10 protein-coding genes and 2 pseudogenes are annotated in these 13,774 nt (G+C 50.3%); 5 read left to right on the top strand and 7 right to left on the bottom strand.

Annotated features, from left to right (window positions below; translation table 11 throughout):
- The first annotated feature begins 7 nt into the window (after positions 1-7).
- The 3 genes from FIV08_RS06280 (at position 8) to FIV08_RS06270 (ending at position 3,202) form a co-directional block, all read left to right on the top strand.
- Positions 8-778 (top strand): SDR family oxidoreductase, encoded by a 771-nt coding sequence (locus FIV08_RS06280; RefSeq protein ID WP_152437709.1) that lies wholly within the window; start codon positions 8-10, stop codon positions 776-778.
- Positions 779-800: 22 nt separating this feature from the next.
- Entirely contained in the window at positions 801-2,630 is a 1,830-nt protein-coding gene (glmS, locus tag FIV08_RS06275) for a glutamine--fructose-6-phosphate transaminase (isomerizing) (protein ID WP_152437708.1), read from the top strand.
- A gap of 143 nt (positions 2,631-2,773) precedes the next feature.
- A complete protein-coding gene (locus FIV08_RS06270) occupies positions 2,774-3,202 on the top strand; it encodes an Lrp/AsnC family transcriptional regulator (RefSeq protein WP_152437707.1) in 429 nt (142 codons plus the stop codon).
- Between the two features lie 63 nt (positions 3,203-3,265).
- On the opposite strand, the gene FIV08_RS06265 is transcribed toward FIV08_RS06270, so the two are convergent.
- Complete coding sequence (locus FIV08_RS06265; RefSeq protein ID WP_152437706.1) at positions 3,266-3,511, bottom strand: hypothetical protein; 246 nt, start codon at positions 3,509-3,511, stop codon at positions 3,266-3,268.
- 112 nt (positions 3,512-3,623) lie between these two features.
- Between FIV08_RS06265 and FIV08_RS06260 the strand changes: the two are divergent.
- Positions 3,624-4,067, top strand: a pseudogene (locus FIV08_RS06260) (transposase); the annotation flags it as partial.
- An 83-nt stretch (positions 4,068-4,150) separates the two neighbouring features.
- Positions 4,151-5,134, top strand: a pseudogene (gene istA, locus FIV08_RS06255) (IS21 family transposase); the annotation flags it as partial.
- Between the two features lie 116 nt (positions 5,135-5,250).
- Here the strand turns inward: istA and FIV08_RS06250 are convergent.
- From FIV08_RS06250 to FIV08_RS06225, 6 genes are all read right to left on the bottom strand, one after another.
- Positions 5,251-5,865: a tyrosine-type recombinase/integrase gene (locus FIV08_RS06250; protein ID WP_152437704.1), complete on the bottom strand. Its 615-nt coding sequence runs from the start codon at positions 5,863-5,865 to the stop codon at positions 5,251-5,253.
- 239 nt (positions 5,866-6,104) lie between these two features.
- Positions 6,105-7,802, bottom strand: a complete 1,698-nt coding sequence (locus FIV08_RS06245; RefSeq protein ID WP_152437703.1) for a hypothetical protein — start codon at positions 7,800-7,802, stop codon at positions 6,105-6,107.
- Entirely contained in the window at positions 7,799-9,523 is a 1,725-nt protein-coding gene (locus FIV08_RS06240; protein ID WP_152437702.1) for a hypothetical protein, read from the bottom strand. Before FIV08_RS06240 ends, FIV08_RS06245 begins: the two co-directional genes overlap by 4 nt.
- Before the next feature lie 58 nt (positions 9,524-9,581).
- On the bottom strand, positions 9,582-10,088 hold the full coding sequence (locus FIV08_RS06235; RefSeq protein WP_152437701.1) for a hypothetical protein: 507 nt from the start codon (positions 10,086-10,088) through the stop codon (positions 9,582-9,584).
- 625 nt (positions 10,089-10,713) lie between these two features.
- A complete protein-coding gene (locus FIV08_RS06230; protein WP_011784790.1) occupies positions 10,714-11,466 on the bottom strand; it encodes a VIT1/CCC1 transporter family protein in 753 nt (250 codons plus the stop codon).
- A gap of 75 nt (positions 11,467-11,541) precedes the next feature.
- Positions 11,542-13,761: a PepSY domain-containing protein gene (locus FIV08_RS06225; RefSeq protein WP_011784789.1), complete on the bottom strand. Its 2,220-nt coding sequence runs from the start codon at positions 13,759-13,761 to the stop codon at positions 11,542-11,544.
- Positions 13,762-13,774: the final 13 nt, after the last annotated feature.

The raw sequence follows: 13,774 nt of genomic DNA, 5'->3' as shown, positions 1-13,774 counted from the left end.
TATCAATATGAATGAACGAAAAAGAAGGGCTTTTATTGGCGCTTCTACGGCAGGTATTGGACGTGCGATCGCCGAATCGCTATCCGCCAGCGGCGTCGACATCATAATTAACGGCCGCAATGAAAATAAGAATTTGGCGGTTGCAGAGTCAATAAGTGCTCAAACAGGAAATCGGGTGGAGATTTGGACGGGCGACGTTACAAGCTCAGAGTGTGTGATTGAGTTGGCTGATTCGGTTGGCGAAATAGACATTCTGATAGCAAACACCCCTGGCCCTACACCTAATTTTAACGACTCTGATCGTAAGCAGGCACTTTTAGACGCTTTCGAACGAAACATGGTTTCAGTGAGTCTTCTGATCGAAGCTCTGCTTCCATCAATGGAGAGGAATAGGTTCGGAAGAATAATCTCTATCCTTTCAACATCAGCAATTCGGCCCATTCAGGGGCTTGAGGCATCTGCAGCAGCTCGCTCTGGCTTAATCGCAGCTCTACGATCTCAGGCGAAACAATACGCTCCATATAACATTACGATTAACCATGTATTGCCTGGCCCGATTGAAACTGAGCGTACTAAAGCTTTCATCAACGAGAGCGAGGCCAGTCTATCCGCCTCTACTCCGATCGATTTGAACAACTCCAACTTAGCCAGGTCGATTCCAGCCAGGAGGCTCGGAAAGCCATCTGAGGTCGCTGCTCTTTGCACGTTCCTTTCCTCCGAGTTAGCCGGGTTTATTACAGCTCAGCAGATTAGTGTCGATGGCGGCCTGACAATTTGAATTTATAGTGAGGAACTTGCTTATGTGCGGAATAGTTGGGGGTATTCAGGGTGAAGACATCTATCCCTTTCTGATTGAGGGACTCAAACGCCTCGAATACCGAGGATATGACTCGGCGGGTCTTTCCATAGTAACGGACTCTGGGGAACTGGCAAGCCTGAAAGAAGTCGGCAAAGTCCAGAATCTAGAAGACGCTGCCAATCCGCTGGACCTTGCCGGTAGGTGCGGCATTGCACATACGAGATGGGCTACACATGGCAAGGTAACTCAGAGAAACGCACATCCGCACACTGCCAAGGATAGGGTTGTCGTTGTACACAATGGAATCATCGATGACTTTGAAACCCACAGGCATGCTCTACTGAATGCAGGAGCAAAACTGACCTCGGAAACTGATTCCGAGGTCATTCCGCACTTAGTGCTCCATCACCTCGAGAATGGGGAGTCACTAACTGAGGCTGTACGCCTGGTCTCAACTCAATTACAGGGAAACTACAGCTTTGCTGCTTTTGACGCCCTCAATCCAACAGCCATTGTCGTGGTGAGGAACGGGTGTCCCCTTGTGATCGGTTTTTCTGAGGAAGGCATCTATTTCGGGTCTGACACCCTTGCATTGGTCCAATGTGCCAAGCAAGCCATGTTCCTGCAAGATGGCGATGTTGCCGAACTTTCGTGTGGGCGGGTTTCCGTCATCGACCGAAACGGAGAGTCTGTTTACAGAGAAGAATCGGATATTTCGACCGAGGTCGATAACGCTTTACTCGATGGCTTTGACCACTACATGTTGAAAGAAATATATCAGCAGCCATCCATCGCTAAGAAACTTACTGCGAAATGGACAGCCTCCTCAAAGCCACCAGTGAGCATCGAAGACATCCCAAGCGAGACCTTAAACGCGGTCGAACACGTCCACATTATTTCTTGCGGTTCCAGTCACAATGCTGCGCTTTTGGCCGAGCTTTGGTTCGAAAGATACTGCCAAGTTCCATGCACTGCCTTCATAGCGTCGGAATACCGATACAACTCCAGGAAAGTGCCTCAGAATACGCTTTTGGTAGCCATTTCTCAATCCGGCGAGACCGCGGATACGTTGGGCGCACTGGAGGTCGCGAACGCCCAGGAATATCTCGCATCTATTGCTTTATGCAATAGTCCTGGATCTTCAATGACTCGTGCAGTCGACTCAACAGTATTGCTTCACGCCGGGAAAGAGATTGGGGTCGCGTCCACGAAGGCATTCATTGCTCAATTGATAACCCTGCATATGCTCACGCTCACCGTGGCGTGGCATAAGCGTCTACCGGTAGGAGACCTCGACAGCGTGTTCCAAAGCTTCTCAAAACTAGAAAGCGCGATTCTCGAATGTCTCTTGCTCTCGGAAGCTATGAAGGCGATGGCTCGTGATCTCAGCGACAAATCAAGTTGCTTGTTCATCGGGCGAGGTGAGTTTCACCCAATAGCAATAGAGGGAGCTCTAAAGCTCAAAGAGATCTCTTACATCCATGCTGAAGCGTATCCGGCTGGTGAATTGAAGCATGGGCCATTGGCGCTTGTAGATCAAAACATGCCAACTGTTGTTTTGGCACCTCAGAACGCGGTCTTGGACAAGATCAAGTCGAATATAGAAGAAATAAAAGCCCGCAACGGACACGTCTACATTCTCACCCAAGGGGATACAGGCTTTATTGAAAGTGAAGGAACTACAGTCCTCGCCTTGCCGGACTTCGGAGAGGCGGCTGCACCCATCCTGTTTACCGTCGCACTACAGTTACTGAGCTACCACGTAGCAATTTTAAGAGGGATGGATGTCGACAGGCCTAGAAATTTAGCAAAGGCCGTGACTGTCGAGTAAGGCTATCCTTATAGATTAGCCTCATACTGTCGATGACTGGATAACCAGTTAATAGACACCTAGCAGGCAGATCTATATATTCTATGGTGTAGGCCTGCGATAAGCCGACCTGCTCATTGAGGTGCACACCATAGGAGTTATTCATGGATGATTTCGATAGAAAAATCATAAGCAAGCTGCGTGAAAACGCCAGAGCTTCGGTATCAGAGATAGCTTTGGCCGTTAACCTTTCTCGAACGGCGGTAGCAGATAGGATCAGAAAGCTCGAGCACTCGGAAATCATCAAGGGTTACACGACTGTTATCAATGACCCGAAAAGAGAAAAGGTTTCAGCACATTTTGAGATCCGGAAGAATCAGGTTCCGTGTCTCAAAGTCGCGCAAGCCTTACGAAAAATCCCCGAAGTCCGAGCTTGCAACAGCATTGCTGGGACTACTGATATGATTGTGACGGTCAGGGCGGAATCCTCAGACAGGATAGAACAAGTGCGCGATGAAATTGCATCGATTAATGGCGTTGGGGAGATAAAGACGCACATGATCTTGATGCAGTACTTTGATGCGGTATCTTGAAGGCTCAGTGAAGCGATAACCTGCCAAGGTCAAGCAGCCCACGTTCGCAGGCTCCACCAGTTTTTATTCATCGAGTCCCAGTTGCGATCGAAGCTGATTATAGAGCTCTGGATTTGGCAGCACGCCATAGTCGTAACAATCGAGCACAAGTGATGGATCTTCGAGCAACGGCTTGAGGTCTTTTCGTTTCGATATTTTCCGGTCTTTTCTCATGCGGCCAACAGCCAGGACATTGAGGTATGCGCGATCAAAAGCCTCTTCCGACTCCATGGGAAGCCAGCAAAGAGTCTCAGAAGAACCTGAACTCATACAGACACGCACAGTCTTCCGATTTTCATTCGTCCGCGAGGCTGTAAACCAAATTGTGTAACTGCCCACGACTGAGTAATCTTTTCAAAAGGATACCATCGTGGGTACGCAATTGGACCAAGAAAAACTCAAAGCCATGGCCGCCGAGCTGGCCAAGGACATCAAGTCTGAAAAAGATCTCGGAGCCCTCACACAGCAGCTGGTCAAGCTCACCGTCGAGACCGCACTCAACGCCGAACTGGATGAGCATCTTGGATACGAGAAGCACGCTCTTGAAGGCCGTGGCACCGGCAACAGCCGTAACGGCTATTCTGCCAAGCGCCTGAAGGGCCAACACGGCGAAGTATCGATACAGGCTCCTCGTGACCGGGACGGTTCCTTCGAGCCTCAGTTCGTCCGTAAAGGTCAGTCCCGCCTGACCCAGATGGATGACCAGATCTTGGCGCTTTACGCCAAGGGCCTGAGCACCCGGGATATTGTGGACGCCTTCAAGGAGATGTATGACGCCGACATCTCGGCCACTCTGGTATCCAAAGTGTCAGCAACGGTGTTAAAAGTCCGTAAATTGTCAGGATAGATTGTCCCCCCGACCCGCATGGCCTTTTCTTGAAGGTGACGAAACCTGAAAGGAAAAGAGCCATGCAAAGCCGAGAGGACTTTCACATGATAAAGCAACTACGGACCCAGGGGGCGCACATTGTGGACATTGCCCATCGCATTGGCTGTTCGGAACGCACCGTGCGACGGTATCTGGCCTTGCCGGCACCGCCCACAGGTAAGCCGAAGACCCGTCGGCCCAGCAAACTGGATCCCTTCAAGCCGTATATCGATGAGCAGTTGGCCGATGAAGTCTGGAACGCCGAGGTGATTTTCCAGCAGCTGCGCGAACGGGGCTATACCGGCTCATCCACCCTCGTTCGTGAGTACATCCAGCCCAAACGGCCCTTGCGGGCCAGCAAGCGAACCGTCCGGTACGAGACGCTTCCCGGCAAACAACTCCAGCATGACTGGGGCGAGATCCGGACGGAAATGGGCGGTCGGCTCTGCACCGTCAATTTCGCCGTCAATATCCTGGGTTACTCCCGGCACTTCCATGTCTGGGCCGGCCCTCGCCAAGATGCAGAGCATACCTATGAGTCGCTGGTGCAGGCCTTCCGGTACTTTGGCGGTGTTCCGGCCAGCGTTCTGGTGGACAACCAGAAGGCCGCCGTGGTTCGCCACGACCGCGATGGCAAGGTTACCTTCAATGCCGGCTTCCTGGAGCTGGCCAACCATTACGGCTTTGCCGCCAGGGCCTGCCGGCCCCAACGGCCCAGAACCAAGGGCAAGACCGAACGTATGGTGAGTTATGTAAAGCACCACTTCTTCCAGCGCTATCGCAGCTTCGACAGCTATGCCCACCTGAACCAGTTGTTGGAGCACTGGCTGGACACCTACGCTCAACAGCGGATGCTTAGGCGGTTCCGGCAAACGCCGGCGGAGCGCTTCCAGGAGGAGCAACCCCAGCTCCTTCCCAGGCCCGCTGAGGACTTCGATACCCGGTACTACGACATCCGGCATGTAGGCTGGGATGCCTACATCGATGTGCATGGCAACCGCTACAGCGTACCTGCAGAGTGTTGTAAGTTCAGTTCGCTTCAATTTAGGATTGGAGGAGCCTGATCGAAACCCGAGGGTAATCATCGACTGGAGCTGGCAGCGTCTGCAGCACCCAGGGACGAAGGAGAAAAGTTACGCACTTAGATCTCAATGCTCTCAGCGATCTCCAGAGCATCCTCCACCTCGACACCAAGGTATCTCACGGTACTGGACATATTTGTGTGTCCCAGTAGCAACTGTACAGCTCGAAGGTTTTTTGTCTTCTTGTAGATCAATGTCGCTTTGCTACGTCTCATTGAGTGGGTGGCATAGACAGAAGGATCCAGTCCAATGCTGGTTATCCACTTCTTGACGATACGGGCGTATTGATGAGTAGTGATGTGGTCAAACTTTCTGATTCGGCTCGGCCACAGATAATCCATACCCGAAAGGTGGCGAGACTCAATCCATGCTTCGACCGATTCACGCGTTTTTTTGGTTATCTCAAACTGAACAGGCTGACTGGTTTTCTGCTGAATGACTTGCGCCCGATCCAAAACCTCTCCGTTTCTGGAAATATCTCGAACCATGAGCTTCACCATATCGCAAGACCGGAGTTTGCAATCAATCGCCATGTTGAACATCGCCAGCTCGCGGATGTTATTTGCAATCTCCAACCGAATGCGGATAGCCCATATTTGTTCGAGTTTGAGCGGTAGCTTCTGGCCGACGAGCTTCCCTTTGTTCCAGGGAGCTTTGCTGGTAGAAAATGTCATGACGTGGCCCTCTATAGAGGGTAAGGGCCTTTAAGTATGGCTCAGAAATTTGTTTTCTGTTGGCCAACCTGGTCGCAAAGCGGACATTAAGGCTTGGGAATATTGCTGTACCCACCAGCATTATGAGCGCAGCGAGTAAGTGATCGGTATGCAGCACCTTGTTTCGCATCTTGGCTAACAGGAAAGCTTTTGAAATGCCCAAGCATTAAACCGGGCCGACGAAGCATCGTTCCTTTTTCCTACCTTTCTATAAACCAAAAACTTGGAGGTATGGGCAATCGGTAGTGTCTACACGCAGTCAAAAACATGGGGACTAGGCCAGCCTTAATTGCGCTAATTTCACTTATCGCCGTACAAGTCTCAATAGCTTTATTTAGTGTTTCCACCAATGCTTCATGGCCATCATGAGGCGACACATCAGTCACGCAAATTCCATGATATGTCTCGCCACACCACATGAGATCATCAGAATCTTCATCCGGAAACCATGCCTGATGGGTGCAGTTCGGTATCTTTTTCTTTAGCCGTTCTGTGAACTCCGTTGTCTCTTTCTCATTGGCCATGTACTGCATCCAGAAATAGACATAGGGATATAAAATACTCCCCACACATGCTTCATCAAGGTACGATTGATCTGAATTTTCTGGGTGTGCCAGAAGGTCGGCATAGTCCCTCAGACATGTTGGATACTGCGAGTTTGTGATAAGAGCAAAAGTTGTTCGGTAGGAGATGGATTTTAGCCAAGGTAGGAAACGAGACTCTGACTGGGTTAGCTGAGCAAGATACATGACTAATGCAATCTCAATCATGTGATCATCCCGAATTGGCGAACTGAGAGTCGGATTAGAATTGATAACGGACACCATCGTATCCAGCGTGTGTTTAGTGCTCTCTGCTAAAGATTTCGAAAAATCCGGGTCGGCCTCCGGTAAACCCCTAGAGAAAAGATCGGTCCAAATACCGCGCATTGCCAATCTACCCAAGAGTTCAAACATCGCCAGATTAACATCAACAGACTCCCTTGATCGCACAGCTACAGATAGTGCGTGCGGTGTCCGACCATGGGTGTATGCCGTTTTCTGAAAGTACATCTCCGATGATGTGAGGTACAGTTTCAGGAACTGATCCAAAACGAACATCAAAGACTCGTCATGCTTAGTTGGCCTTTTCTTTTGTTTTCTCTTTCGAATAGTATTCCAGCAAAACAGCATGCCAAGCTCGGAAACCTTGTAAGTGCTCTCCAGGTTTTCAGCCTCAATCGCCCAAGCTATCACTGCGTGCAAACAGATAAAGGATTGGCGTAACCTGAGAAGTTGGTCTTTGTCAGTGCAATGCTCTTCTGACAGGAGATTTCCGAGAAAGGCGCGCGCGTACTCGTAACAAGCATTAGGTTCATTGACCATTGCCACGGCCTTTTGAAAGTTCCGCCTCGGGTCCTCATCCAAAAGCTCACGGGCTAGGAGAGATCGCATCATGAGGTCAGCTAGTCGATCTCCATTCCACTCTTCGTAGCTGACTTTTTCCGTCGTGTACCGATCAGTGTATCCCGCCCAATTCATAAGAGCTGTTTCCTCTAACTCTCCTCCGCAGCACAGGCAAATCTTGATCGGAAGATCTGCGTACTCTCGCGCTATGTTACTCCTCAGATAAACGTCTCTGATCTCATCCAGTTCTGGACGGACAGCCTGAATTCCGGTTGACCAATCGCTACGCGAAATGTTTCCCGCTTTGATACAGAATAGATATAGATATCTCTGTTTATCCTCGCCTTTGATCTTTCCAACCGCTGCTATATCTACACCATTCTGTCTCGTCCCTATCATTGGTGTATTCAGTACGCGCAGTCCAATCTCAGAAAGTAAATTAGGCAAAACGGATTTATCTAAATCGCCGCGCTCCTTAAGCGACGCGAGGTACTCTTTCAAAATTATCTTCATTGCAAAACCTTTCGCTCAACTCGGAAAGCCGTGAGCATTTGGTGAAAACCTACAGGGTCAATTACGGAAAGCCTGGGTAATTCGGCACTGTAAGAAAGCTCTGATAATCGCGTTATGTTGGGAAACTTCTTTCCTCCTTCCCCGTGAATTATGGAAAGCGTTTTCTTTCCGTAAAGAAGCGTTTGGTGGGAAATCAATTGGGAGAATATTGACATCTTGTGTGCTTGTTTTTGGATGTCCTTATTGCGCTCACGATCCTTCATCGCTGCGGTACGGCGCTGCGCATTTGTAGGAAGAAATTCGACCAAGTGTTCTGTTTGTTTAAGACCCGCAAGATAGGCATCATGACTTTTTATAAGGCGCGCAATGCAGTCAGAGATCCGCTGTGATGGGTTTTTCACCTGTTCTTCAAGGAAATCACGAAGATCACCACTGTAGCTAAGCAATAGCGGGTCATATAATAGTTTCTCTGCCTCTTCTCGCGCGGCCTTTTTCCCGTTTCTCACGATACTCAATAGAATTGAGGCGGCTGTTACCTCATGAAACCATAGAAAACCAACGCACTTCCGTGCCATGAAGATCTGATCTACCAATTCATTCGGTAAAATCGCTCTAGGAATGTCAACAATCGTGTTTTTCTTGCCGCCTTCTCCAACCATACTCGCGAGAAATGCGCATAATTCATACTGACCACGATTAAGCCATCTAGAAAAAAGCTGAGCCGAATTGTCTGGATCTTCCCAAATCCATTGAGAAAAATTGTGAAGCTCGTTCGGCTCAATTGAGCCCTCCAGCTTCGGGATTTGCGCAGCGAGGATATCTATTACTTTAGCAAGATCGCAGTTTCTTCTCTTGGAATGTAAAGCGTGATCCAGCCAATGAAGGGTTGCACGGGGATTTGAAACCTCCCCAGCGAGAGCCCCCAAAATTTGATCAATGCTCTCTGTCGCCAAGCCTTTTGGGTGATAAAACAGAGCAGCTGATAATTGAACTAACTCGTCACCCTCATTTGCATTGATAACAGCTTCAAGGACCTCTTGTTGTCGGTATGATTCCGCCGGATCAAGCCTTTCCCATGTTATGAAAGCGGTTTCGATAGCGGAAGACCTGACGTTTTGATCGAAACTCAGTTTGATGGCTTGGCAGCATTCGTCTATGACGCGCTTTGCAACTACTTCATTGTCTATATCAAGCCTCCCAAGAGCACGCAGCCCCACCGCGACAACGCTTTCGTTTGGGTGCTCTAGCAACTCGAACGCAAACGTTGCGCTCCCAAGGCCTTGGATGGCAAAAACACAATGCGAAAGGCACAATTCGTCGCGAGATTTAGCCCCCTCGACGATCAGTTTGGCCTTTTCAGGATTAGTTTTGCACCATCTAACCAGTGAAGTATTTGGTAAGCCTGCTGCGCCGACTGATCCCGCTTTACTTACAAGTGTGTGGACCAACTTCAGTACGTCTCGATACGAACAATCTAGTTCGGGTATCGCCTGGTCGAACACATGTACAATCGACCAATAATCATTGTGAGAAAGTGCCTCAATAGCGGCCAGATTGTCATCTGAAACCAGCGATATTTTTCCTAAATTATGAAGTTCGCATAGTATAGGGCCGCATTCCTGCCTACGAATACGACTCTCAAAGGAAAGAATACAAGAGATCAACTCACCACGATGATCAGCATCTTCCAGTGGCTTGTGGATAGCGGGTAGGGTTGTCACTTATTAATCACTTTAGTCGTTTACTCTTCGTGGGTAATGAGATGGCATAACGCTTTGGTTATGCTTTTCCTTTCAACCTGTCGATTTCAGAGTTGGCCTTTCGAATGATTTGTTCTTCGGTTGCGTGTCCTGCCGTTGTGACCAAATGCATCAAACTATCCGAAATGCCATTGTGAATCGATTTAGCCATGTTACCGAAAACTAGTAATTTTTTAGCAAACTCGTCCCTGCCATGATCTGTATACAAATCCTGTCCATTCTCCCTCATCGAATTATGAACAACCCATTTTCTTAACGAGTTGAATTCTTTGAGATCTGAGAGCATTGAGCTTTGGACGCGCTCAGTTCGCTCCAGCAAACCGATAAGCTGGCCCAGGGTTTTCCGACTGATTTTTTTCTGGATCATTTCTGCATTTTCTCTGGTGATACCATCGCAACCAAAGTGAATGCAGATGACAATGTAGAACTTGCAGAGAGAATCTTCGACATATTGCAGTTGCCAGATAGCCTCACCCGTAGCTCTATAGAAAAAGCCCAGCTCCTCAGAGTTAATCTCTCTTCTCATTTCTGTTCTCTACTTCCGCATATCGCAAAGCGAAGCGGCACTCATCAGGGGCGTCCGCCTTACGCGACTCGTTGTATCCTATACTTTGGCGTGAAGCCTGATTCTGAGTCAAAAAATTACCGCCTTTTCCTTTTTTCTGATTCGCTTATCCAAGATCGCCTTGTTGCACTCTTTCCATAAAGTTCAAAGGCTTATAAGCCCTGTAGAATTCCGTCGACGAAGTTTTGCGACAACTGTCCGCGATCTCCGCAAGTCAGGAGGGCTCGCAAATAGACACTTAGAACAAAATCTGAATGTCCGCTTTTGTTTAGGTGCTGGTCGCAAAGCGAACATTCTGGGGTCAGTTCACGAAACGGAAAAAATTGTACGCTAAGCCTTTGGCATCAATGATATCGACACCATTTTTTCCACAATTCATAAAGTTGCGCAGTAATTAGTCGACGACTGGCCCTTGCTAAATAATTTTCATTTCAGCATGAGTTGTGCTTTAAAAATTCAATTCTGCAACTACACTCATTGGGCGAACAGAGCGAGAAATCCGCCGTTAATTCCAATAGCGGGTACGCGAATGAATATCAGCTCTTAGGGGAATATTATGTTAAATTGTCTATTCACCGCTGAAGAACTAACCCCCCAATAACCCCTGCGCAAAATGCCCAGTAGCAAACGCCAGCCCCGCTGCGGCCGTACCCATGATCAAAGTCCGGAGTCCTGATCGCATTGCTGGTAAGCCATAGACGATACTTTTAAGCATTCCGATACCCAAGAAGACGACGCCTGCCAAACCAAGACTCGTCAGGAACTGAATCTGACTCTCCATACCCGGGATGGCATAAGGCAGTAAAGGTAAAGCACCAACCGACAAAAATGCGGCGAAGGTAGTCAACGCGGCTCGGCGTGGGCTGAGTCCGGCACCCGAGAGTCCGTACTCTTCTCGCAACATGGTTGCTACCCACACATCGGGATTACGACTGATAGCCTCCACTACTTGCTCCAGCAATTCGCCGTCGAATCCCTTCGCCTGAAACAGCTGGCGAATTTCCTCACGTTCACCTTCTGGCACAGCACGGATATGTTCACGTTCTGTGCGTTCAGCAAATTTGATCTGATTCAACTGCGCCTGGCCCGCTTCGTAATTACTTACCGCCATGCTGAAGCCGTCTGCAATCAGGTTTGCAAAGCCGAGTACCAACGCAACCTGTGGCGAGAAACCTGCGCCGAACGCACCCGATACAACCGCAAACGTTGTAACGCAGCCATCGATGCCGCCAAGCACAGCATCTGGTAGCGTCGAGGCCTTAACGGGACCAGCAAGCCGTGCACGAACGGCATTAGGCTGGTGCTCGCTGAGCAGTCTTTCATTTTCTGTGGATGGCATCTTTCAGCTTCCTGTTCAGGACGCGATTTGGTGCTTTGGGATTATAGGCTCAGTTCGACCTTGTCACTTTATCTGTCAATATACATCTTCAAGATAACGTCCCTGGCCTCTCAGAGTTTCAATATCGATGTGCAAGGGTTTGATAATGTCTTCTATAACCTGCCGCACAGCCGCCGCCATATCCCGGCCACCACAGACCAGTATCTGCGCACCGGTGTTAACCATCTGTCGCACGGCTAATTCATCCTGTTTGAGCTTATCCTGCACGTAGGCGCGCTCGTCTGTTCTTGAGAAGGCTGTGTTCAGCCCGCTCAGTCGATGATCCTCAAGATAGCGCCCAAGCTCAGGTTGGTAGAGAAAATCTGACCTGGCATCGCGACCGCCCCAGTACAGATACATAGGGTTGCAACTGGTATTGTTTCTGATGAAACCGGTTAACGGACCAATCCCGGCACCTGCACCGACAAGAATCACTGGTCGGTTACCGGTAGCTGGCCGAAAGCCTGGATTGGGGCGGATGAAGCCATCGATACAATCACCCGGCTTGAGGTCATGCAAATAACCGGAGCAAAGACCGCCGGCCTGCTTACGGACGCATATCTCAACAATTTCGTCATTTGCCGAGGACGCGAGCGAGTAGAACCGCGGGGGTTGACCGTGTGGGGGAATAACCCCCAAAAGGTCTCCCGCCTCGAACGGTGGCAGCGCTTTAAATCTTCTTGGAGAAGCCGTTAGCCATCCGCCCTGCTCCGCCGGTTTGAACCGGAAGATACTGGTGGGCGCCTGAACCGCAATCCCGTAATCCGCCCTTTCTACCAGTTCCAGTTTGACCGTTGCTGGCTGCAATGCACAGTAGTTCAAGAAAAGCGGAGTACCGATAACCTCACCAACCCGGTTTCCCCACTCACTGAATTGCGAGGCAGAACACCGATCAATCAGTTCAATGGCGTGCAAACGGCTGACGCCTTTACCGGCGAGCGCAGCATCCACCGACAAGGCAAACTGACAGAAGTTCGGAAACTGCCGGTCACCAAAACCCAGTACCGTGTATCGCAGGTTCTTCTCAGCCCGGAATTCTTTGAGCCTGGCCATAAACTGCCGGGCCGATGCGGGTGCATCACCATCACCGTATGTCGAAGTCAGCACGAACAGCCTGGAAGCCTGCGGATACTGCTTAGCCAGGGCATTCATCTCGCTGCAATGCACGCGGAAACCGGCCTTATTCAGGCTGCTATGGAGTTCCTGGGCAAATCCCCAGGTGGCATTACCTTCGGAGCCGACCAGAATAATTGTATCCGCCTGAGCGGCATCGGCGTTGTCAGGAAGCTGCCCTGAAGACCGGCGACGCTGCCACCAGATGGTTGCACCTGTTATCGAGAGAGCTGGCACAGTCAGTGCCGCAGCGCCAAGAATCAGGCCAAGCCACCATAGGCCTTCACCGGTGTGCAAACGTACAATCCAGTCCTGCAATACGCCGCTGTCAGAGCGCGGCTGGAACTGCAGCAACTCGCCCGTAGCCTGGTCCACGAATCCGGAGCCGCCGGCGGTTGACAGCGAATAGACGTCCTGCGGATCACCGGGATAGGGAAACACCAGTTCCCGGAGTTCGCCAAGATCGAAATTGCCTAGCGCTTTTAAGGTGCCCACAGGCGATGGTTGCCCGCCCGAGACCTCAGCCGGAAACCCTGGCCCTGTGTCAGGCGCTTCCGGCAGCAAACCAAAGCGCTGTGCCGACATATAGCTACCGGTCAGTGCGGATAACAGTAGGCCGAGCACGGCAAACCGGGCCAGCTCGGCATGGATTCGTTTCCCGCCTGAGCCGGAAAGCGGTCTTAGTATATTCTTCCAACCCCCGGTACGCCGGGCTATCAACAATATTCCCGAAAGACACAGAAGTACCATCAAAGCAGCTAATACGCCGGCCAGCGCTCTACCGGCATCATCCAGCATAAACGCACGGTGCAGGTCCTTGACCCAGCCAAAAAATGCGGAAGGTTCGTAGGGTGCGGTGCCCTCACCTGTTACCGGATTCACCAGATCCGCACCGGCCTGGCCGTCACGGCTGTAATAGACAATGACCTTGCCAGAAGGCTCTCGCACGATCTGCTCAGTCCCGGGATAGTGAGCAACGACCCGGTCTGCCAGCTCGGCAATACTGACTTCACCGGAAGCCGGAATGACCGCTGACACTCTATCCAGCGTCGGAGCCAAAGCCAACACAGCTCCCGTGACCGAGAGAACGATCAGGAACACGCCTGCAAGCAAACCCGGTAAACTGTGGAACTTGCGCAACATAATAGTCGATGCT

Source organism: Marinobacter sp. THAF197a, from assembly GCF_009363275.1.
Classification (GTDB): Bacteria; Pseudomonadota; Gammaproteobacteria; order Pseudomonadales; family Oleiphilaceae; genus Marinobacter.
The sequence above is the reverse complement of the archived record's forward strand: the minus strand, read 5'-3'. Positions and strand labels throughout refer to the sequence as shown.